The organism is Micromonospora marincola (genome assembly GCF_056150385.1).
The window spans coordinates 18,283-37,667 of record NZ_JAXCFT010000026.1; the positions used below are offsets into that span (position 1 = coordinate 18,283).

The 19,385-nt window shown below is 72.2% G+C and carries 21 protein-coding genes and 1 other RNA gene; 8 read left to right on the plus strand and 14 right to left on the minus strand.

Features of this window, described 5'->3' with window-relative positions:
• Positions 1–55: 55 nt before the first annotated feature.
• The gene (locus SM450_RS29280; protein ID WP_474623013.1) at positions 56–1,816 is read left to right on the plus strand and encodes an NAD+ synthase; all 1,761 of its coding nucleotides are present in this window, start codon (positions 56–58) and stop codon (positions 1,814–1,816) included.
• Positions 1,817–1,944: 128 nt separating this feature from the next.
• Entirely contained in the window at positions 1,945–2,790 is an 846-nt protein-coding gene (gene panB, locus SM450_RS29285; RefSeq protein ID WP_474623014.1) for a 3-methyl-2-oxobutanoate hydroxymethyltransferase, read from the plus strand.
• A 104-nt stretch (positions 2,791–2,894) separates the two neighbouring features.
• Here the strand turns inward: panB and npdG are convergent, their stop codons facing one another.
• From npdG to SM450_RS29315, 6 genes are all read right to left on the minus strand, one after another.
• On the minus strand, positions 2,895–3,608 hold the full coding sequence (gene npdG, locus SM450_RS29290) for an NADPH-dependent F420 reductase (protein WP_474623015.1): 714 nt from the start codon (positions 3,606–3,608) through the stop codon (positions 2,895–2,897).
• 271 nt (positions 3,609–3,879) lie between these two features.
• Positions 3,880–5,316: an RNB domain-containing ribonuclease gene (locus tag SM450_RS29295; protein WP_474623016.1), complete on the minus strand. Its 1,437-nt coding sequence runs from the start codon at positions 5,314–5,316 to the stop codon at positions 3,880–3,882.
• Between the two features lie 134 nt (positions 5,317–5,450).
• The gene (locus SM450_RS29300; RefSeq protein WP_474623017.1) at positions 5,451–6,113 is read right to left on the minus strand and encodes a histone; all 663 of its coding nucleotides are present in this window, start codon (positions 6,111–6,113) and stop codon (positions 5,451–5,453) included.
• A 77-nt stretch (positions 6,114–6,190) separates the two neighbouring features.
• Entirely contained in the window at positions 6,191–6,394 is a 204-nt protein-coding gene (locus SM450_RS29305; RefSeq protein WP_281587316.1) for a hypothetical protein, read from the minus strand.
• 125 nt (positions 6,395–6,519) lie between these two features.
• Entirely contained in the window at positions 6,520–7,485 is a 966-nt protein-coding gene (locus SM450_RS29310; protein WP_474623018.1) for a hypothetical protein, read from the minus strand.
• Positions 7,479–7,808, minus strand: coding sequence for a PadR family transcriptional regulator (locus SM450_RS29315; RefSeq protein WP_474623019.1), 330 nt, complete (start codon positions 7,806–7,808; stop codon positions 7,479–7,481). The genes SM450_RS29310 and SM450_RS29315 overlap by 7 nt, the downstream gene beginning before the upstream one ends.
• Positions 7,809–8,078: 270 nt before the next feature.
• On the opposite strand from SM450_RS29315, the gene SM450_RS29320 reads away from it, so the two are divergent.
• Both SM450_RS29320 and SM450_RS29325 read left to right on the plus strand, forming a co-directional pair.
• Positions 8,079–8,450: a hypothetical protein gene (locus SM450_RS29320; protein ID WP_474623020.1), complete on the plus strand. Its 372-nt coding sequence runs from the start codon at positions 8,079–8,081 to the stop codon at positions 8,448–8,450.
• Positions 8,447–8,932, plus strand: a complete 486-nt coding sequence (locus tag SM450_RS29325) for a roadblock/LC7 domain-containing protein (RefSeq protein WP_474623021.1) — start codon at positions 8,447–8,449, stop codon at positions 8,930–8,932. The genes SM450_RS29320 and SM450_RS29325 overlap by 4 nt, the downstream gene beginning before the upstream one ends.
• 105 nt (positions 8,933–9,037) lie before the next feature.
• Here the strand turns inward: SM450_RS29325 and SM450_RS29330 are convergent, their stop codons facing one another.
• A complete protein-coding gene (locus SM450_RS29330) occupies positions 9,038–9,670 on the minus strand; it encodes a LysE family translocator (protein WP_474623022.1) in 633 nt (210 codons plus the stop codon).
• Between the two features lie 97 nt (positions 9,671–9,767).
• Between SM450_RS29330 and SM450_RS29335 the strand changes: the two genes are divergently transcribed.
• Positions 9,768–10,229, plus strand: coding sequence for an Lrp/AsnC family transcriptional regulator (locus SM450_RS29335; RefSeq protein WP_474623023.1), 462 nt, complete (start codon positions 9,768–9,770; stop codon positions 10,227–10,229).
• Positions 10,230–10,269: 40 nt separating this feature from the next.
• On the opposite strand, the gene wrbA is transcribed toward SM450_RS29335, so the two are convergent.
• Complete coding sequence (wrbA, locus tag SM450_RS29340) at positions 10,270–10,878, minus strand: NAD(P)H:quinone oxidoreductase (RefSeq protein WP_474623024.1); 609 nt, start codon at positions 10,876–10,878, stop codon at positions 10,270–10,272.
• 112 nt (positions 10,879–10,990) lie between these two features.
• Between wrbA and sigJ the strand changes: the two genes are divergently transcribed.
• Positions 10,991–11,905: an RNA polymerase sigma factor SigJ gene (sigJ, locus tag SM450_RS29345; protein ID WP_474623025.1), complete on the plus strand. Its 915-nt coding sequence runs from the start codon at positions 10,991–10,993 to the stop codon at positions 11,903–11,905.
• Positions 11,906–11,950: 45 nt separating this feature from the next.
• Here sigJ and SM450_RS29350 read toward each other — a convergent pair whose 3' ends face one another.
• Complete coding sequence (locus SM450_RS29350; RefSeq protein ID WP_474623026.1) at positions 11,951–12,907, minus strand: threonine/serine dehydratase; 957 nt, start codon at positions 12,905–12,907, stop codon at positions 11,951–11,953.
• Between the two features lie 89 nt (positions 12,908–12,996).
• Positions 12,997–13,405, minus strand: an RNA gene (rnpB, locus tag SM450_RS29355) — RNase P RNA component class A.
• Positions 13,406–13,594: 189 nt separating this feature from the next.
• Between rnpB and SM450_RS29360 the strand changes: the two genes are divergently transcribed.
• Complete coding sequence (locus tag SM450_RS29360) at positions 13,595–14,356, plus strand: sulfite exporter TauE/SafE family protein (protein WP_474623027.1); 762 nt, start codon at positions 13,595–13,597, stop codon at positions 14,354–14,356.
• A gap of 7 nt (positions 14,357–14,363) precedes the next feature.
• Here SM450_RS29360 and SM450_RS29365 read toward each other — a convergent pair whose 3' ends face one another.
• Complete coding sequence (locus SM450_RS29365) at positions 14,364–15,587, minus strand: MFS transporter (protein WP_474623028.1); 1,224 nt, start codon at positions 15,585–15,587, stop codon at positions 14,364–14,366.
• A gap of 56 nt (positions 15,588–15,643) precedes the next feature.
• Between SM450_RS29365 and SM450_RS29370 the strand changes: the two genes are divergently transcribed.
• Positions 15,644–16,117: a MarR family winged helix-turn-helix transcriptional regulator gene (locus tag SM450_RS29370; RefSeq protein WP_474623029.1), complete on the plus strand. Its 474-nt coding sequence runs from the start codon at positions 15,644–15,646 to the stop codon at positions 16,115–16,117.
• 59 nt (positions 16,118–16,176) lie between these two features.
• Here the strand turns inward: SM450_RS29370 and mctP are convergent, their stop codons facing one another.
• The 3 genes from mctP to SM450_RS29385 form a co-directional block, all read right to left on the minus strand.
• Positions 16,177–17,823, minus strand: a complete 1,647-nt coding sequence (gene mctP / locus SM450_RS29375; RefSeq protein ID WP_474623030.1) for a monocarboxylate uptake permease MctP — start codon at positions 17,821–17,823, stop codon at positions 16,177–16,179.
• Positions 17,823–18,068, minus strand: a complete 246-nt coding sequence (locus tag SM450_RS29380) for a DUF3311 domain-containing protein (protein ID WP_474623031.1) — start codon at positions 18,066–18,068, stop codon at positions 17,823–17,825. The genes mctP and SM450_RS29380 overlap by 1 nt, the downstream gene beginning before the upstream one ends.
• A gap of 129 nt (positions 18,069–18,197) precedes the next feature.
• Positions 18,198–19,385 (minus strand): bifunctional RNase H/acid phosphatase, encoded by a 1,188-nt coding sequence (locus tag SM450_RS29385; protein WP_474623032.1) that lies wholly within the window; start codon positions 19,383–19,385, stop codon positions 18,198–18,200.

Genomic DNA, 19,385 nt, shown 5'->3' on the forward strand with positions numbered 1-19,385 from the left:
GGGGTCTCCCCTGACCGGCCGGATTCGACCGGGACGACTGGGGGAAGATGGGGACATGCCCACCCTGCGTCTCGCCCTGTGCCAGGTCAACCCGACGGTCGGCGACCTCACCGGCAACGCCGACCGGGTCCGCGCGTGGACCCGCGAGGCCGCCGACTCCGGCGCCCAGCTCGTGCTCTTCCCCGAGCTGATGGTGACCGGTTACCCGGTCGAGGACCTGGTCTTCCGCCGGTCCTTCGTCGCGGCGTCCCGGGCCACGCTGCACCGGCTCGCGGCCGACCTGGCCGACGACGGCCTCGGCGACCTGCCGGTGCTTGTCGGCTACCTGGACGCGGACGGTCCGCCGCAGGTGAGTGCCGACGCCGAGCCGGGCCGGGGCGCCCGCAACGCCGCCGCGCTGCTGCACCGCGGCGAGGTGGTGGCCACCTACTTCAAGCACCACCTGCCCAACTACGGGGTGTTCGACGAGGACCGCTACTTCGTCCCCGGCGACACGCTCACCGTGGTGCGTCTCGGCGGGGTGGACGTGGCGCTGACCATCTGCGAGGACCTGTGGCAGGCAGGTGGCCCGTTCGCGGTGGCCCGGCAGGCCGGCGTCGGGCTCGTGCTCAGCATCAACGGCTCGCCGTACGAGCTGGACAAGGACGACGTACGGCTGCCGCTTGTGCGCCGGCGTGTCGCCGAGGCGGGCGCCGCCGTCGCGTACGTGAACATGGTCGGCGGTCAGGACGAGCTGGTCTACGACGGCGACTCCATGATCGTCGACGCGGACGGCACGCTGCTGGCCCGCGCGCCGCAGTTCGTGGAGCACCTGCTGGTGCACGACGTGACGCTGCCGGCGGCGCCGGAGGCGACCGGCGGCGCGTCCGACCTGGCCGACGGGATGCGGCTGGTCCGCCGCGAGGTGCCGGCGGTCCCGCCCGCGCCGGCCGGCCCGGCGGCCACCGGCGGGATCATCGAGCCGGTCGCCGACGACGCCGAGGTGTGGCAGGCGCTGGTGCTGGGCCTGCGCGACTACGTCGACAAGAACCGCTTCCCGTCGGTGGTGCTCGGCCTCTCCGGCGGCATCGACTCGGCGGTGGTGGCGGCCCTCGCGGTGGACGCGCTCGGCCCGCAGCGGGTGGTCGGCGTCTCGATGCCCAGCCAGCACTCCTCCGAGCACTCCCGCGCCGACGCCGAGGACCTGGCCAAGCGCACCGGCCTGGACTACCGGATCGAGCCGATCCAGCCGATGGTCGACACGTTCCTGTCCAACATGTCGCTGTCCGGCGTGGCGGTGGAGAACCTCCAGGCCCGGGTACGCGGCGTGATCCTCATGGCGCTGTCGAACCAGGAGGGCCACCTGGTGCTCACCACAGGCAACAAGAGCGAGCTGGCGGTGGGCTACTCGACGCTCTACGGCGACTCGGTGGGCGGCTACAACCCGGTCAAGGACGTGTGGAAGACGCTCGTGTGGCGGCTGGCGAAGTGGCGCAACGCGGACGCCCCCCGACGCGGCGAGACCCCGCCGATCCCGGAGAACTCGATCGGCAAGCCGCCGTCGGCCGAGCTGAGCCCCGGCCAGCTCGACAGCGACACGCTTCCCGACTACGACGTGCTCGACCCGATCCTGATCGGCTACGTCGACGGCGACCTGGGCCGGGACGGTCTGATCGAGTCCGGCCACGACCCGGCGGTCGTCGACAAGGTGCTGCGGATGGTGGATACCGCCGAGTACAAGCGGCGGCAGTCCGCGCCCGGCACCAAAATCTCCATGAAGGCGTTCGGACGGGACCGGCGGCTGCCGATCACCAACCGCTGGCGCGAGGACGGCTGAGCGCTCCCCGGCCCGTCGGCGGCCGGGAGTGAATTCCTCCACTCCGACCTGCCCTCGGCCGGCCGCCCGGTGCGACGATCGCGGGGAACCCGGGGACCGCGTGCGCGGCCTCGAGGAAGGAGATTGTCATGGTGGAGTCCACCCCGACCGATGTGACCGCCCTCTACGGCGGGCCGGCCACCCGGCGGATCCGCACCCGCGACCTGATCGCCGCCAAGGAGCGCGGCGAGCGGTGGGCGATGCTCACCTCGTACGACCAGTACACCGCCTCGATCTTCGACCAGGCGGGTATCCCGGTGCTGCTGGTCGGCGACTCGGCGGCGAACAACGTCTTCGGCTACGAGACCACGCTGCCGGTGACCGTCGAGGAGCTGCTGCCGCTGGTCCGCGCCGTGGTGCGGGCCACGAAGCACTCGCTGATCGTCGGCGACCTGCCGTTCGGCTCGTACGAGGAGGGGCCGGCGCAGGCGCTGCGCACCGCGGTGCGGTTCATGAAGGACGGCGGCTGCCACGCGGTGAAGCTTGAGGGCGGCCGGCGCTGCGCCGCCCAGATCGAGGCGATCGTCGGCGCCGGCATCCCGGTGATGGCGCACATCGGGTTCACCCCGCAGAGCGAGCACACCCTGGGCGGCTACCGGGTGCAGGGCCGGGGCGACACCGCCGAGGAGGTGCTCGCCGACGCCCGGGCGGTGGCCGGGGCGGGCGCGTTCGCGGTGGTGCTGGAGATGGTGCCCGGCGAGGTGGCCAAGCGGGTCACAGGTGAGCTGCCCATCCCCACCGTCGGCATCGGCGCCGGGCCGGACACCGACGGCCAGGTGCTGGTATGGCAGGACATGGCCGGGTTGCGCGCCGGCCGGGCGCCGCGCTTCGTCAAGCGCTACGCCGACCTGGCCGGCACGCTCACCGACGCCACCCGGCGTTTCGCCGACGAGGTGCGCGGCGGCGACTTCCCCGCCCCCGAACACACCTTCTGAGGTGTAAGGAGGGGGCCCCGCTTAACGCATTCGGTATAGGCGGGGCCCCCGCTTAACACTCGACGGTTAAGCGGGGCCCCCGCCTAACCGCGGGGCGGCGCCGCTCAGAGGTCCGTGACCCGGATGCCGGCGTGCGCCTTGTAGCGCTTGTTGATCGCGATCAGGTTCGCCGTGAACGCCTCGATCTGGTGGGCGTTGCGCAGCCGGCCGGCGTAGATGCCCCGCATGCCGGGAATCCGGGCGGCAAGCGCGGCGACGACGCCGACCAGCTCCCGGTCCTCGGTGCAGATCAGCACGTCGAGGTCGATCCGGTCGACCTCCGGGTCGGCCAGCAGCGGCGCGCTGACGTGGTTGAACGCGGCGCACACCCGGGAGTCGGGCAGCAGCGCGGCGGCCTGCTGCACGGCGCTGCCCTCGGCCACGGCCAGCGCGTACGGGCCCTGCTTGTCGAAGCCGAGCGGATTGACGCAGTCCACGACGATCTTGCCGGCCAGCGGCCCGGCGAGCGCGGCGACGGTGGCGGCGTGCCCGTCCCACGGCACCGCGACGATCACCACGTCGCTGCGCCGGGCGACCTCGTCGTTGTCGGCGCCGGAGACCGTGGCGCCGGAGACCGCGGTACCTGCGGGTATGCCGGGCAGCGCGGCGATCTCGGCGGCGGCCTGGGCGGCCCGGTCGGCGGCGCGGGAGCCGATCAGGACCGTCTGCCCGGCGCGGGCGAACCGGTAGGCGAGTCCACGCCCCTGGTCGCCGGTGCCACCGATGATGCCGACGGTCAGCCCGGAGACGTCGGGCAGCGTGGTCGCGTCGTAAGCCATGCGGTCATCCTCGCAAAGCGCGGCCGGTGTGGCGCGTCGAGGCGCTGTGAGAATCCCCGCGCCGGGCAACCCGGGGCGGGCCGCGTGCCGGGCGTCCGGACGCCACCGCCCGGCACGGCCGACCGCGAGCCAACGCCCGGCACGGCCGACCGCGAGCCGCCGACCGGCACAACCGACCGCGAGCCAACGCCCGGCACGGCCGACTGCGAACCAACGCCCGGCACGGCGAGCGCGAGCCGCCGCACCGGCACCGGCACCGGCACCGGCACGCTCAGGCTCGTTCGAAGGCGACTCGACGCTCGGCCGGGTCGGCGACGGTCAGCCGGACCCGGACGCGCTCGCCGAGCGGCAACTCACCCGTGCAGCGGGCCCGCACCGGCGGCTCGTCAAGCGCGACCGTGCCGCCGGGCGGCCGGCCGGGGCGGCCGTTGCCCGCCGGGCGCGGCTCGTCCACGTCCAGCACCGCCGCCTCGAAGGTCTCCCCCACCCGGTGCGCCAGCAGCACCGCCTCGGCCAGTTCCACCGCGCCCCGGGTGGCCGCGCCGGCGACCCGGTCGGTCGCCGCCATCACCTCCGGCAGCTTCGGCAACGCTTCCCGGACGTGCGCGGGCACCTCGCGGCCGTCGTGCAGGGCCAGGCAGGCCTCGGTGGCGTACCTGTCGGCGAGCCGGCGCAGCGGCGCCGTGACGTGCGCGTACGCGGCAGCCACGCCGCCGTGCTCCGGCTGCTCGGGGGTCGCGCCGTCGAAAGCGGTGTACGCGGCACCGCGCATCAGCTCGGCGGCCTGGTCGACGAAGGCGGCGGCCCGGGGTTGCGACGCGTCCAGCCCGGCGAGCACCCGGCCGACCGAGGTGCCTTCCGGCCAGGGCACGCCGAGTGGGTCGGCGGCCAGGCGTAGCCGCCGCACCGCCTCCGGCTTGGGCCGGGGCATCGTCCGCAGCAGGCCGATCCCGCCGGCGAGCATGATGTCGGCGGCGGCCATGCCGGTAAGCAGCGAGATCTGGGCGTTGTGCTCCTCCATCGCGGCGGGGCCGCGCAGCACCAGTCGCCACCCGTCGCCGTCGGGTTCGACGTCCTGCTCGGGCAGGGGCAGGTTGATCGCGCCCCGGTCCAGCCCGCGGGCGGTGAGCAGCGCGCCGATCTCGGGCAGCAGGGCGATCGGCTCGGGTAGGCGGCCGGCGTCGGCGTCGCGTTGCACGCCGCCGTAGTCGAGCTTGGCGCGGCTGCGTACCCGCGCTCGTTCGAGGGTGACCGCGACGGCGTCGCCGTCGGCGTCCAGGTCGATGGTCCAGAGCACGGCGGCCCGGTCGACGTCGGGCAGCAGGCTGGCCGCCCCCTCGCTGAGCGTGTGCGGGTGCAGCGGCACGTTGCCGTCGGGCAGGTAGATCGTCTGTCCGCGCCGCCACGTCTCCGCCTCCAGCTCACCGCCGGGGCGTACGTGGGTCAGCACGTCGGCTATCGCGTACCGCACGCGGTAGCCGCCACCGGGACGGCGGGCGAGGTGCATGGCCTGGTCGAGGTCGCGGGAGGTCGCCGGGTCGACGGTGACGAACGGGATGTCGGTCCGGTCGGCGACGGCCGGAAGCGGCGCGGCGGCTGCCGCGTCGGCCTCGCGCTGCGCCGCGGCCGGGAAGCTCTCGGGCAGTCCCAGCTCGCGGCGCAGCGCGCCGAAGTCGATGCGGGGCGCAAGTACGCGTCGGATCACCACGCGGTCAATCCTGACAGCGCTCCGCACGTTCCGCTCATCGGCACGGCGGCGCCGCCGGTCAGGCCGGAGGCCGACCGTGTTAGGAAGGGGCCCCTCCTATACCGAATGCGTTAACCGGGGCCCCTTCCTAACACTCAGGCCCGGCGGGGAGACGCCTTGCGCGCGGTGGTGGTCTTGCGGGCGGGCGCCTTCTTGGCCGCGGTGGTCTTCTTCGCGGCGGTGGTCTTACGCGCCGTCGTGGTCTTGCGCGCGGGCGCCTTCTTGGCCGCTGCCTTGCGCGCCGTGGGACGCGTCGAGGCCGTGGTCTTCTTCGCCGTGGTCTTCTTCGCCGCCGTGGTCTTCTTGGCGGTGGTCTTCTTCGCCGCCGAGGTGACCTTCCGGGCCCCGGTGGTCTTCTTCGCGGGCGCCTTCTTCGCCGCCGTGGTCCTCTTCGCCGCGGTGCTCTTCGCCGCGGTGCTCTTCCTGGCCACGGTGGTCTTCTTCGCCGTGGCCTTCTTCGCGGGCGCCTTCTTGGCCGCCGTGGTCTTCTTGGCCGCCGTCGCCTTCTTCGCAGCCGTGGCCTTCTTGGCGGGCGCGCTCTTGGCGGTGGTCCTGGACGCCGGCGCCTTGCGCGCCGCCGACACGACCTTCTTCGTGGCCGCCTTCTTCGCGACCGCCTTTCTGGCCGGCGTCCGTCCGGCGCCGGCGCCCGAGGCGTTCGGCGACGCCTTGGTGACCGTCGTCGTCCTACCCGCGGTGGTTCTCTTCGCGGTCGTCCGTTTCGCGGCCGGGCGGGTGGCCTGCTGTGCTACGGCCATCTCGGTTCCCTTTCCTGGGGACGTGCTCTCGCCCTCGCGGAGCACGGATCACCTCGACGCGGTCCATCCCGCGCCGTCTAGCGGCCCTCCCCGGCCCAACGGGCGTCCTCGGCCTCCCACGCTTCGTTCCGCTCCTGCACCTTCTGCAGGGCGTTCTCCGCGTCGGCGGCTGAGGCGTACGGTCCGAGAACGTGCTTCGCGGGGCACACGTCGGCATCGGTCTCGACCCGGTGGTGTCGCGTGCACCAGTAGTAGTGCCCACCACTTCCGTCGTCGCTCATGCGATCACTGTGCACCGGGAAACGCCCGGCCGCCACCGGAACGCCACAAATAGTCGCCGCGTTCTCCACATTAGACCTCTTCGGGGCGATTCCGGCGGGGAACGGCGGAACACCCTCGACGCCGCTCAGGTGGCGACCGGGACGGGCTCCGGAACGGGTGCGACGGCCCGCGCCGGACGCGCCACCGCGACGGCGTAGGCCACCGCGTAGGGCGTGCAGGCCAGGTAGAACATCGGCTCGACGAGCACCTGGTCGGTGATGAGGAACCGTTCCCACTCGGTCGGGCGGGGCAGCCCGAACGCCGAGTCGGTCCAGCAGGTGAACAGCCACAGCGGCGCGGAGATCCGGTCCACCGCGTCCGGCGGCAGGTCGGTGGAGGGCGCTGTCGCCGGGATGGTGGACACCACCGTGAGGACCACCGCCGCGTCGGCTGCGACAAGCGCGCCCAGCAGGCCGACAAGCCAGGCCGACCGGGTCCGCCCCCGGCGGGCCAGCGCCCCGGCGGCCCAGAGGGCCGGCACGAGCAGCGCCAGCCAGAGCAGCAGCCCGGGCGCCACCTCCGCCAGGCCGCTCTCGGCCCGGCTGGCGAACCATCCGAGCACCACGGCAAGCGTCGCGGCGATCGGCAGCACCACGCCGAGCGCCGTGGGCAGCGCCCCGACGCGTACGGTCCGGCGCGCGGTCCGGGTGACCACGAGCGCGAGCAGCACCCCGAGCCCGGCCACGACGGCGGACCAGATCGGCATCTGCGCCGACGTGGGCCACACCGCGGCGAAGGACAGCCACCCGTAGGTCGCGTTCATCACCACCGCGGCGAGCACGATGACCCCGACGCAGGCCGGCGGCGCGAGCAGCAGAACCCCGGCGGTACGCCACATGCGCCCGGACACCGCGGTCCGGTCGACGACCGGCGTGGCGGCGCGACTGGTCGCCAGGCTGGCGGCGAAGCGGAGCATCGTCCACCGCCTCCCCGTCCGGGCCAGTTCGTGCAGCTCGGCGGCCCACTCCCGGCCCAGCTCGGCCCGCGACTCGGCCGGCCAGCGGCGCACCGCCAGGCGCAGCAGGAGAGCGGCCAGTCGCCCGGTCACCACGCCGGCGCTCCGGCCGGGCCGGCGCCCTCGTGGGGGCGTTCGGCGGGGGCGAGCGCGCGCAGCTCGGCCAGGGCCAGCCGGGCGGATCGGATCCCCTCGCCGGTGAGGCGGTAGTAGCGACGGGCGGGCCGGCCGGCGGCGACCGGGTCGACGTCCTCCCAGTCGGCGGCGAGCCAGTCGGCCGCCTGGAGGCGGTGCAGCACCGGATAGAGCGTTCCGCTGGGCAGGCCGGTGAGCCGCATCAGGTCGAGGCCGTAGCGGGGCGCGTCGGGCTCGGCGAGCAGCGCCGAGAGCACTTTGATCACGGGTATGGTCAGCCGCATCGCCGTACTATATCGCATCTCTACATAGGGTGCCACGCGTACCCGTTTAGCAGGAAGCTCCACGATCGACCATCGGCCGGCGAGTCCCACTTATGGGACCGGCGGCCGGTGGGACGGGACCGCACAGGTGGATCACCAGCCGGCCGGATGCGGCCCGCATCTCGGTGTGCAAGCCTCTACGCAGCATATTCACGGGAGGCGCCGGCTGTCAGCCCGCACGACACCCCGCGCGGCGACCGGCCCACCCGGACGACCCCTGGGGGAGAAACCGTGGGCAACCTCGACGTCGCGTTGAAGAACGCGATGAGCATCGACGGCGCGATCGGCGTCGCGCTCGTCGACTACACAAGTGGCATGACCCTCGGCGTCGCCGGTGGCAACGGCGAGGTCGACCTGACCATCGCCGCCGCCGGCAACACCGACGTGGTACGCGCCAAGATGCGCACCATCGAAATGCTGAAGCTCAACGACGAGATCGAGGACATCCTGATCACGCTCGGCAGCCAGTACCACCTGATCCGGCCGCTGAGCGACCGCACCGGCAAGGGGCTGTTCCTCTATCTCATGGTGAGCAAGAGCCGGGCCAACCTTGCGATGGCCCGGCACCAACTGCGCGCGATCGAGGAGAGCCTGGAGCTGTGACCCGGGTGGAGAACCTCCCACGCCGTACCCCGGGCCGGACGGGCACCCTGCCCCCGCCGCGCAGCCTGCCACCCTCACTTGCGGGCAACCCGGCGCTGCCGTACCCCGCCATCGGGCAGGAGCTGTCCGCGCTGCGGCTCCAGATCCCCGGCGTGCACGGCTGCGTCCTCGGCGGCGTCGACGGCCTGCTCATCACGCACAACCTGCAGAACGACGCCAGCCCCGAGGATCTGGCCGCGCTCGCCGCCACCATGTTCGGGCTGGGCCGTCAGGTCGGGTACCGGCTGGGCCAGGGCGACTTCCAGCAGTCCACGGTCCGCAACGAGAACGGCTACCTCAGCGTCTACGCGGTGAGCAAGCAGGCGCTGCTCGCCGTGGTCGGCACGGACAGCATCAACGTGGCCCGCCTGCACCTGCACGCGCCTACCACCGCGGCCCGCCTGGCCGAACTGCTCGACGGCGTCACCCCGACCACGCCCTGACGCGCCGCCGGTCGCGCCGGCCCCCATGGGGTACGGCGCGACCGGCGCGTCACCTCATCCCAGGGCCCCGCCGGGAAGCCCTCCGCGCCCATCCGCCCGGCGGTCCTACGGGATCGTCTCCACGATCCGCTCGATGAGCAGGGCCGCTCCGACCAGGACCATGGCCGCGCCGGCCACGTCGGTCGTGATCCGAGCGATGCGGGGCCGGGCACCGAGCACGCGATCGGCGGCATAGCCGAGAGGAAGATAGAACAGGGCGACGATGAGGACGAAGATGCCACCCAGGGTCGCGAGCTGCGCCGGCACCGGCCACCCGCCGGCGGTCCTGGTGAACTGCGGCAGGATCGACAGGAAGATCAGGAGTCCCTTAGGGTTCAAGGCGCTCACGCCGACACCCCGCACGAAGTGGCGGCCGGGGGAAGACGCCGGTGGGGCATACGCGTCGACGGGATCGACCCGCCCGCTTCCCCGCAGGGTGCGGACCCCGAGGTGGATCAGGTAGCCAGCCCCGGCCACGGTGAGCCCGGTCAGGGCGACGGGCAGGGTGGCGACGAGCGGACCGACGCCGACCACGACCAGGAGCGTGATGAGCGCGTAGCCGGCCATGAGTCCACCCACGGCGGGCGCGACGACATGGTCGCGCGTCCCGGCGGCGAGCACGAACGCCCAGTCGGGACCCGGGACGACGACGAGCGTGAACGCGATGGCCGAGAAGGCCAGCACGGCGGCGAGTTCCACGATTCCTCCCTTTGACGGGAGAAACCTATCTGCCAGTCGACAGAATGTGTTTCTCTCTTTTGCGGGATAGAACACCAGGTGTGGAAGAATCTCGACCATGGATGCACTGGATCGGAAGATTATTGCTGAGCTGCAAAGAGATGGGCGGCTGAGTCTGACCGATCTGGCCACACGAATCGGGTTGACGGTGTCTCCGACCCATCGCCGGGTGCGCGACCTGGAAGTGTCCGGGACGATCGTGGGCTACCGGGCGATCGTGGACCCGAAGCAGTTGGGGCTCGGCTTCGAGGCCCTGGTGTTCGTCACCATGAGGCAGGAGGACCGCGCCACCCTGCTCGCCTTCGAGGAGGGTGTCGCGGCCGTCCCGAACGTCCTGCTGGCCCAGCGCCTGTTCGGCGACCCGGACTACCTGCTACGCGTGCGGACAGCCGACCTGGATGCGTACGCGCGGCTCGAAGACGACGTGTTGTCGGCACTCCCCGGCGTCCAGCGGTTGAACTCCACGCTCGTCATGAAGAGCTTCGTGCTCGACCGGCCCTACCCGACCCATCTCGGGTAGGGCCGACGGCGCACGGCATCGCCCCGATCACCAGACCGGGTCAGGAGGGACGGCCGGCCTTCAGCGCTGCTGCGGTGTCGACCACACGCCGAGCCTGGTAGCGGGCCGCCTGGAGGGTGACGTCGCCGGGCGGCCCGTCGCCGGCCACGTGGGACGTGCCGTAGGGGTTGCCCGACCGGAACTGGATCGGATCGGTGTAGCCGGGTGGCACGATGATCCCGCCCCAGTGGTAGAAGACGTTCGACAGCGACAGGATGGTGGACTCCTGCCCGCCGTGGAGCGTGTTGGAGGCGGTGAAGGCCGAGTAGACCTTGTCGGAGAGCTTGCCGTGGAACCACAGCGGACCGAGCGTATCGATGAATGCCTTGAGCTGGCTCGACACGTTGCCGAAGCGGGTGGGGGTGCCGAACATGACCGCGTCGGCCCAGTCCAGGTCGTCGCCGACCACCACGTCGACGTCGGCGGTGTCCTGGACGTGCTGGGCCCACTCCGCTCTGGCGTTGATCGCCTCGGCCGGGGCGGTCTCGGCGACCCTGCGCAGGCGTACGTTCGCGCCGGCCTTCGCCGCGCCCTCGGCTGCGGCCCTGGCCAGGGTGTGCACGGTGCCGGTGGCGCTGTAGTAGATGATCACGAGGTTCACTGGTTCCATGCTGGTACGACGAAAAGCCCTTGCCGAACGTCAGGCGGCGCGTCAGATTCGGGTCCCCGGGCACGTCGGTCGGACCGGCGGGACGAGGGCGATCAAGGGAGCCGGCGGCAGCATGACCAACCCCACCGGGCCAGGGCTCGACCGGCCCGATCCAGCGCTGAGCGAGCGGCGTCAGCTCATCAATCTCGCGTACCGGATGCTCGGATCCCTCGCCGACGCCGAGGACGTCGTGCAGGAGACGTACGCCCGCTGGTTTGCCCTGGCCCCCGGGCGGCGGGAAGCGATCGAGGCGCCCGGCGCCTGGCTGACCACGGTCGCCGGCCGGATCTGCCTCGACCTGCTCCGCTCGGCTCGCGCCCGACGGGAACGCTACGTGGGCCAATGGGTACCGGAGCCGCTGCCCGACCGAACGGAGTGGACAAGCGGCCGGACGGATGGTGACCCGGTCGACCGGATCACCCTCGACGAGTCGATCGGCATGGCCTTCCTGGTGGTGCTCGAATCGACAACCCCCGCCGAACGCGTCGCGTTCGTCCTGCACGACGTGTTCCGCTACTCCTTCGCCGAGGTGGCCGAGGTCGTCGGCCGTACGCCGGGGGCGTGCCGCCAGTTGGCCTCGTCCGCCCGCCGCCGCGTCCGCGAGGCGCAGACCCCCGGGGTGCCGGACGCCACGCGGGCCGGCCTCGTCCGGGCCTTCAAGCAGGCGTGGGAGGCAAGCGACATCGACGCGCTCATCGGCCTGTTGGCCCCTGACGCCACCGCGACCGGCGACGGTGGCGGGCGCGTCCGAGCCGAACTCCGCCCGGTCGAAGGGGCCGCGCAGATCGCCAGGTTCTTCGCCGGTCGAGCCCGCACGGCCGCCGGCGTCACGATCCTGGAGCGTACGGTCAACGGTCAGCCCGGTCTGGTGGCGCAGGTGGACGGCGTCGTCGGGGCGGTGCTGGCGTTCGACATCGCGGGCGACCGGATCAGGAACATCTGGACGATCCTCAACCCCGACAAGCTCCGCGCCTGGACGACCGCCTGACCTTGACGAGCGTCACGAGACGCCGCCGGGCCTGGTCCACCCATGTCAGACGCCGAGGCGCGCCGTCCACGCCGCGACGTCGGCGACCGTGGCGTTTCCGCCACAGAGCACCAGGCCCAGCCGGGCATCGTCACCCACCCGGTCGCGGACGAGGCGTGCCGCCGGCAGCAGGCATCCGGCGGCCGGCTCGGCCCACACCTTCGCGTGCTCGGCCAGCTCCACCGTCCCCCGCACCGCCTCGGCGTCGGAGACCACGAGGACGTCACTCACCAGCGCCGTCACGTGGTCGTAGGTGAGCTGCGAGACAGTGGGCGCGCTGAGCGTGGTGACGATCGACGACAGCGGCACCTCGACCGGCCCGCCCTTCGCCAGGGCCTGCGACATCGCCTGCGCGCCCTCGGTCTCCACGCCCCAGACCCGTACCCCCGGCCGGCGTGCCCGCAGCGCCGCCGCCACCCCGGAGATCAACGCCCCGCCGCCGATGCTGACCAGCACATCGGTCAACTCGCCGGCGTCGTCGGCGAACTCCAACCCGACCGTGCCCTGCCCGGCGAGCACCACCGGGTCGTCGAACGGATGCAGCAGGGTCAGGCCGTCCTCCCGCAGCCGGTTCATCAGCGCGAACGCCTCCGACATGCCGTCGGTCAACCGGACGTCCGCGCCGGCCGCGCGGGCCACCTCGACGGCACGCGCCGGCGCCGTCGAAGGCATCACCACGGTCGCCGCCACGCCCAGGGCGCCAGCCATCACCGCGACCGCGATGCCGTGGTTGCCGCCGCTGACGGCCACCACACCCGCCGCCCGCTCGGCGTCGTCCAGGACGAGCAGCTTCGCCGCCGCGCCCCGGGCCTTGAACGATCCGGTACGTTGCAGCAGCTCCAGCTTGGCGGTGACGGGTACGCCGAGCAGCTCGGACAGGCCGGGGCCGGGCACGGTGGGCGTGTGCACCACATGACCGGTGATCCGGTCGGCGGCAGCCTCGATGTCCGCAAGCTCGATCATCAGCGAAGCGTAGCCACACGGGCGGTCGAGCGACCATCGGCACGCGCCTTGATCACGACGCTGAGCTGGCAGGCTGAACTGGTGGGCGACGGACGAGTCGACCTGTACGCCGGATTTTGTGCCCGGCACGCCCGTAGGCGCGCCGGCGGCGGCCATCCATCTCGGCCTGCCGTCGCCGGCAGGCTCCAGCGGCCTACCCGCAGACTCGGGCGGGCAGCCCTCAAGCGTCTGCGCGGGTCGTCATCTTGCGGTGACGGCCCTTTCTTGGCCTTGCTCCGGGTGGGGTTTACCGAGCCACCCCGGTCACCCGGGGTGCTGGTGGGCTCTTACCCCACCGTTTCACCCTTACCGGCCCGTACGGGCCGGCGGTCTGTTTTCTGTGGCACTGTCCCGCGGGTCGCCCCGGGTTGCCGTTAGCAACCACCCTGCCCTGTGGAGTCCGGACGTTCCTCGGCGGCGGGCCGCAGGGCCCGCCGACGCGACCGCCCGGTCGACTCGTCCGTCGCGCCCCCATCCTAACGACGCGCCCACCGTCCCCATTTCCACCCCGGTGGGCAGGGACCCAACGCCAGGTCGGCGAGGTGGCGGTATCCGACGGTCGGCGATACCGCCACCTCGCCGAGCTGGCGAAGTAGGCCGCGAGCGAAGCAGGCAACGAGGCCAACGGCGTACTAGCCTCGGGGGATCATGGACCTCTCCGACGTCGCGCTGCTGCTCGTCGCCGGCCTGGCCGCGGGCACGGTGAACGCGGTCGCGGGCGGCGGCTCCCTGATCACGTTCCCGGCGTTGATCGCGACCGGCCTGCCGCCGGTGGCGGCCAACGTCTCGAACTCGGTTGCGGTCTTCCCGGGGTACGCGGCGAGCGTGGCGGGCAGCCGGGCGGATCTGCCGCGCGGGCGGGCATTGTGGTCGCTGCTGCCGACCGCGGCGGCGGGCACGGTGCTCGGGTGCGTGCTGCTGCTGGCGACGCCGGCCCGCGCGTTCGAGCTGGTGGTGCCGTTCCTGGTGCTGGGTGCGACCGCCGTGCTGGCGTTCCAGGATCCGCTGCGGCGGCTGGTCGGCCATCCGGCGCGGATGAGCCCGCGCCGTCGTACCGTCACCGTGCAGGTCATGGTCGGCCTCGGCACGGTGTACGGCGGCTATTTCGGCGCGGCGCTCGGGGTGATGCTTGTGGCCGGGCTGGCCCTGGTGCTGGATGCGACGCTGGCCCGGGTCACGGCGGTGAAGAACCTGCTCTCGGCCGTGGTGGGGCTGACCACGCTCGTGGTGTTCGCCCTGTTCGGCCCGGTGCAGTGGGTGGCCGTCGCGGTGGTGGCGCCGGCCACCCTGATCGGTGGGTACGCGGGCGCCCGGCTGGCCCGCCGGCTGCCGGCGGTGGTGTTGAAGACGGTCATCGTGGTGTTCGGTACGACGATCGGCCTCTACCTGCTGTGGCGCGCGCTGACCTGACGATCGGTCAGTACGCCTCCCCCACCGGCTCCTCCGGGGCGTGCTCGGCGGTGCGGGCGGCCCGGTTCCAGATCAGCCGTTCGCCGTAGCCGGCCGCCATCAGGTGGCCAAAGGCGAGGTAGACGAGCACGCCCACGGCGAGCACTCCGAAGCCGACCCAGAACGGCAGCGCGAGTCCGTGTTCGGCGAGCTTGCCGGAGATGATCGGCGCGGGCGCGGCGGCGCCCCAGCGGACCAGGTTGAACGCGCCGGTGGCGACGCGGCGGTCGGCGGAGCCGAGGCCGAGGGCCAGATCGGTGAGGTTGGCGTTGGCCAGGCCCATGAACAGGCCGGCGACGACCAGGACGACGAGCGACATGGCGGTGCCGGTGGAGGTGGCGAACAGGACCATGCAGAGCAGCAGGCCGAGGATCGCCACGCCGACGGTCTGCACGGCGCCGATGCGGTGTGCCAGCCGGTGGCCGATCAGCAGGATGCCGGCGGCCAGGCCGAGGCCCCAGCCGGTGAACGCCAGGCCCAGCGGGATGACGTCGAGGCGCAGGAACAGCGGCGTGTAGCCGAGGACCACGAAGAAGACGAAGTTGTAGGCGGCGGTGACCACGCAGAGGGTGATGAACGCGGGCTTGCGGTAGGTGGCGAAGATCTGGCCGACGCGTACCGGTGCCTGTTTGTTCGTGGGTTCGCGCAGCTTGCGGGAGGCGACGCCGAGCGCGAGCACCATGAACACGCCGCAGACGAAGAACGGCAGCCGCCAGCTCACCTCGCCGAGCAGGCCGCCGATCAGCGGGCCGACGGCGAAGCCGAGGCCGAGCGCGGTCTCGAAGAGGCCGACCACCCATTCCCGGTCGTTGGCGAGATTGACGAGCACCACCATGGCGGTGGCGAAGAACATCGCGTTGCCGAGTCCCCAGACGCCGCGCAGCACGGAGAGTTGGACGATGTCGTTGCTGAACGAGGCGAGGATGGCGGCCAGGCCGACCACCGACACGCCTGTGATGAGGACCGGTTTGAAGCCGAACTTCCCGCTGGCCAGGGTGGCCGGGATCATGCCGACGGCCATCACCGCGATGTACGCGGTGAAGAGCAGTTCGACCTGCCAGGCGGTGACGCCGATGGCCTCGCCGATGGCGGGCAGGATGGGGTCCACCACGGCGATGCCGGCGATGGCGAGGAACGCCACGAGCGTGGTGGCGTAGATGGCACTGCGGTTGGGTTCGGATCGCCGATCCACTCCGCAACCTCCCAGATAGCTGTATCGTACATGTAATTTCCTTGTATCATACAGCTATGAGCGATGACGCCGACGTTGGCGCGAAAGAGATCACACTCGGTCGGATCGAGACCGAGGTGGCATTGCTGATGCGGCTGGGCGAGGCCACCCGGCGCGGCACCGGCTCCGTCGAGCACCGACTGCTCGACCGCGCCGCGTACGTGATCCTGCGGCACCTCGACGACGCCGGCCCGCAGAACGTCTCCGCGCTCGCGGCCCGGCTGAACCTGGACGGGTCCACGGTCACCCGGCAGGTCTCCGCGCTCCAGCGGGACGGGCTGATCGCGCGTACCCCCGACCCGGTCGACGGGCGCGGCACGGTGATCTCCGCGACGCCGGCCGGGCTCCAGCGGATGGCGGCCGTGCAGGCCGCCCGCACCCGGCTCTACGGCGAGATGCTGGCGGCCTGGTCCGACGCCGACCGCGACACCCTCGCGGAGCTGCTGCGCCGCCTCAACGAGGCGCTCGACGCCCGCAACCGCCGCCGCTGAGGCGGTTGTTAAAAGGGGCCCCCGCCTATGCAGAATGCGTTAAGCGGGGGCCCCTCCTTCTACGCCACCGGTTCCGGCGCGGAGTCGGCGCGTTCGGCGGAGGCCCGGGGGTCACCCTCGTCGGCGAAGTAGTCGTCAGGGGTGGTGCCGTCCGGGCCGTCGGCCACCTTCGCGGCCCGCAGCGCAAGCGTGACAAGCGCGGCCACCACCAGGTTCACAAGCACCGCCACGATCCCCACGTAGATCGTCTTCTTGGTGTCGAAGCCGAACTCGGAGAGCGGGAACGCCGAACCGGCGAAGTGCTTCTTGCCGGTCGCCGGGTTGCCGATCTGGTAGAGCATCCACATGCCCAGGCCCATGCCGGCCACCCAGCCGGCGATGAGCGCGTCCCGGTGGAACCAGCGGGTGTAGAGGCCCAGCGCCACCGCCGGCAGCGTCTGCAGGATGATCACGCCGCCGATGAGCTGGAGGTCGATGGAGAACTGCGGATCGAGGAAGACGATGCACGCCACCGCGCCGACCTTCACCACGAGCGAGGTGATCTTCGAGACGTTCGCCTCCTGCGCCGGGGTGGCGTCCCGCTTCAGATACTCCTTGTAGATGTTGCGGGTGAACAGGTTCGCCGCCGCGATCGACATGATCGCCGCCGGCACCAGCGCGCCGATGCCGATGGCCGCGTACGCCACGCCCGCGAACCAGTCCGGGAACTGCTGATCGAACAGCAGCGGCACCACCGTGTTGCCGTCCACGCTGCCGGCCTTGGCGCCGGGGAGCGGCTTCACGTCCGCCGCGATCGCCATGTATCCGAGCAGCGCGATCAACCCGAGCAACAGGCTGTACGCCGGCAGCGCCGACATGTTCCGCTTGATCACGTCGCGGTTCCGGCTCGCAAGCACACCGGTGATGCTGTGCGGATACAGGAACAGCGCCAGCGCCGAGCCGAACGCCAACGTCACGTACTGGATCTGGTTGTTGGCGTTGAGCAGGATGCCGTCGCCCGGCGCGGGACTGGCTTGGAACTTCGCGTCGGCGGCGTCGAAGATGCTGCCCCAGCCGCCCAGCTTGTAGGGCAGGTAGATGACGGCCACCAGGATCACGACGTAGATCAACGAGTCCTTGACGAACGCGATGAGCGCCGGCGCGCGCAGCCCGGACTGGTAGGTGTACGCCGCCAGGATCGCGAACGCGATGATGATCGGCAGGTGCCGGGCCACCGCGCTGTCGCCGGTGACGCCCATGGTCTTGAGCACCGCCTCGATGCCCACCAACTGCAACGCGATGTACGGCATGGTGGCGACGATGCCGGTGATCGCGACCAGCAGCGCCAGGACCGGCGAGCCGAACCGGTGGCGGACGAAGTCGGCCGGGGTGACGAAGCCGTGCCGGTGCGACACCGACCAGAGCCGGCACAGCACCAGGAACACCATCGGGTAGATGACGATCGTGTACGGCACGGCGAAGAACCCGGCCGCGCCGGCCCCGAAGATCAGCGCCGGCACCGCCACGAACGTGTACGCGGTGTAGAGGTCACCGCCGACCAGGAACCAGGTGATCCAGCCGCCGAAGCTGCGCCCGCCCAGCCCCCACTCGTCGAGGTGGCCCATGTCCTGCGGCCGGCGCCACCGGGCCGCCACGAAACCCATGGCGCTGACCAGCAGGAACAACACGGAGAAGACGATGATCTCGGTGAGGTGGTCGCGCCACATCAGCGGTCACCCCGCTTCTTCTTCGTCATCTGGTAGACGAGCGTGGTGGTGCCGACACCAAGCAGGATCCAGGCCAGTTGCAGCCAGTAGAAGCGCGGGAACCCGAACAGCCGGGGCGAGTCGGCGTTGAAGAGGGCCGGGATGAGCGGCACCACGATCGGGATGAAGAGCAACCAGTTCCAGGGACTCTTGTCCTTCGCCCGGGAACGCGCCGTATCCAGCGCCTCCGGTTCCGGTGCGGCCATGGGACACCCTCCGGGAAGTCGTAGCCATGTGACGGCCGGAGGCTACGACCCTGTGACCGCGGTCACGTTCGACTGGCGGACGTCGATGCGCCGAACGGCCGCCCGCGTGCGCCGAGCGGCGGCGTACCGTCAGAGATCGCCGAGGTGGGCGGTGTCGTTGACCGAGCGGACCGCGACGCCGCCGTCCGGATACAGGTCCAGCACCGAGACACCCGCGGTGTCCAGGTAGAGCCGGTGCAGGAACGCGTCGCCGGCGGCGAGCGCGTCGCGCAGCACCAGCTTGATCGGCGAGACGTGCGAGACGACCACGACGGTCTCCCCCGGGTACGCCGACCGCAGCCGGTCCACCGCCCGGCCGGTGCGTTCGGCGACCGCCGTGAACGACTCGCCCTCCGGCGGAGCGACCCCGGTGGAGGCGAGCCAGGCGTCCAACTCGTCCGGCCAGCCCTCGCGCACCTCGGCGAAGGTGCGCCCCTCCCAGACACCGAAGTCGCACTCGACCAGGTCGTCGTCGGGGCGTACCGGCGGGTTGCCGACCCGCGCGGCGATGGCCTCGGCGGTCGCCGTACACCGGGACAGCGGCGAGCTGACCACGGCCGCGACGGACGGCGCCAGCTCGGCCACCCGGGCGGCGGTGGCCCGGGCCTGGGCCCGGCCCCGCTCGGTGAGCGGCACGTCGACCCGGCCGGAGTAGCGCTTCTGCCCGGTGCGCTCGGTCTCGCCGTGCCGCACCAGGATCAGCCGGGTGCCCTCCTCGGTCGGGCGGGGCTCCCAGGAGGCGGGGGTGGTGGCCGGGTCGGTGCCGGTGGCCTTCGCGACGGCCGTCTGCCGGCCGCTCGGCCCGGCGGTCGGCGCGGTCCCGGCGGTCGCGGTCGGCGCGGTCCCGGTGGGCGCGGCGGCGCCGGCCGCGGCGGCGTCCATGGCGGCGTTCGCCAGGGCGTCGGCGTGCCGGTTGCGCTCCCGGGGGATCCAGGTGAAGCGGACCGCGGCGAACCGGCCGACAAGCCCGGCGGCCTGCGCCGCGAGCGGACGCAGCCCGGGGTGTTTGATCTGCCACCGGCCGCACATCTGCTCGACCACCAGCTTGGAGTCCATCCGCGCGTCGACCTCGGCCGCGCCCAGCTCGGCGGCGGCCTCCAGCCCGGCGATCAGGCCGCGGTATTCGGCCACGTTGTTGGTGGCCGTGCCGATCCCCGCCGAGCGTTCGGCAAGCACCTCACCGGTCTCCGGGTCGCGGACCACCGCGCCGTAGCCGGCCGGCCCCGGGTTGCCCCGCGAACCGCCGTCGGCCTCGATCACGACCGCGCGCACCGCCAC

Coding starts and splice junctions, on each gene's coding strand:
- SM450_RS29315 (WP_474623019.1), bottom strand. CDS start 7,808: ATGCGGCTGACCATACCCGTGATCAAAGTGCTCTCGGCGCTGCTCGCC.
- SM450_RS29335 (WP_474623023.1), top strand. CDS start 9,768: ATGGATGCACTGGATCGGAAGATTATTGCTGAGCTGCAAAGAGATGGG.
- SM450_RS29370 (WP_474623029.1), top strand. CDS start 15,644: ATGAGCGATGACGCCGACGTTGGCGCGAAAGAGATCACACTCGGTCGG.
- SM450_RS29280 (WP_474623013.1), top strand. CDS start 56: ATGCCCACCCTGCGTCTCGCCCTGTGCCAGGTCAACCCGACGGTCGGC.
- mctP (WP_474623030.1), bottom strand. CDS start 17,823: ATGTGGCGCGACCACCTCACCGAGATCATCGTCTTCTCCGTGTTGTTC.
- wrbA (WP_474623024.1), bottom strand. CDS start 10,878: ATGGAACCAGTGAACCTCGTGATCATCTACTACAGCGCCACCGGCACC.
- sigJ (WP_474623025.1), top strand. CDS start 10,991: ATGACCAACCCCACCGGGCCAGGGCTCGACCGGCCCGATCCAGCGCTG.
- SM450_RS29350 (WP_474623026.1), bottom strand. CDS start 12,907: ATGATCGAGCTTGCGGACATCGAGGCTGCCGCCGACCGGATCACCGGT.
- SM450_RS29360 (WP_474623027.1), top strand. CDS start 13,595: ATGGACCTCTCCGACGTCGCGCTGCTGCTCGTCGCCGGCCTGGCCGCG.
- npdG (WP_474623015.1), bottom strand. CDS start 3,608: ATGGCTTACGACGCGACCACGCTGCCCGACGTCTCCGGGCTGACCGTC.
- panB (WP_474623014.1), top strand. CDS start 1,945: ATGGTGGAGTCCACCCCGACCGATGTGACCGCCCTCTACGGCGGGCCG.
- SM450_RS29380 (WP_474623031.1), bottom strand. CDS start 18,068: ATGGCCGCACCGGAACCGGAGGCGCTGGATACGGCGCGTTCCCGGGCG.
- SM450_RS29305 (WP_281587316.1), bottom strand. CDS start 6,394: ATGAGCGACGACGGAAGTGGTGGGCACTACTACTGGTGCACGCGACAC.
- SM450_RS29300 (WP_474623017.1), bottom strand. CDS start 6,113: ATGGCCGTAGCACAGCAGGCCACCCGCCCGGCCGCGAAACGGACGACC.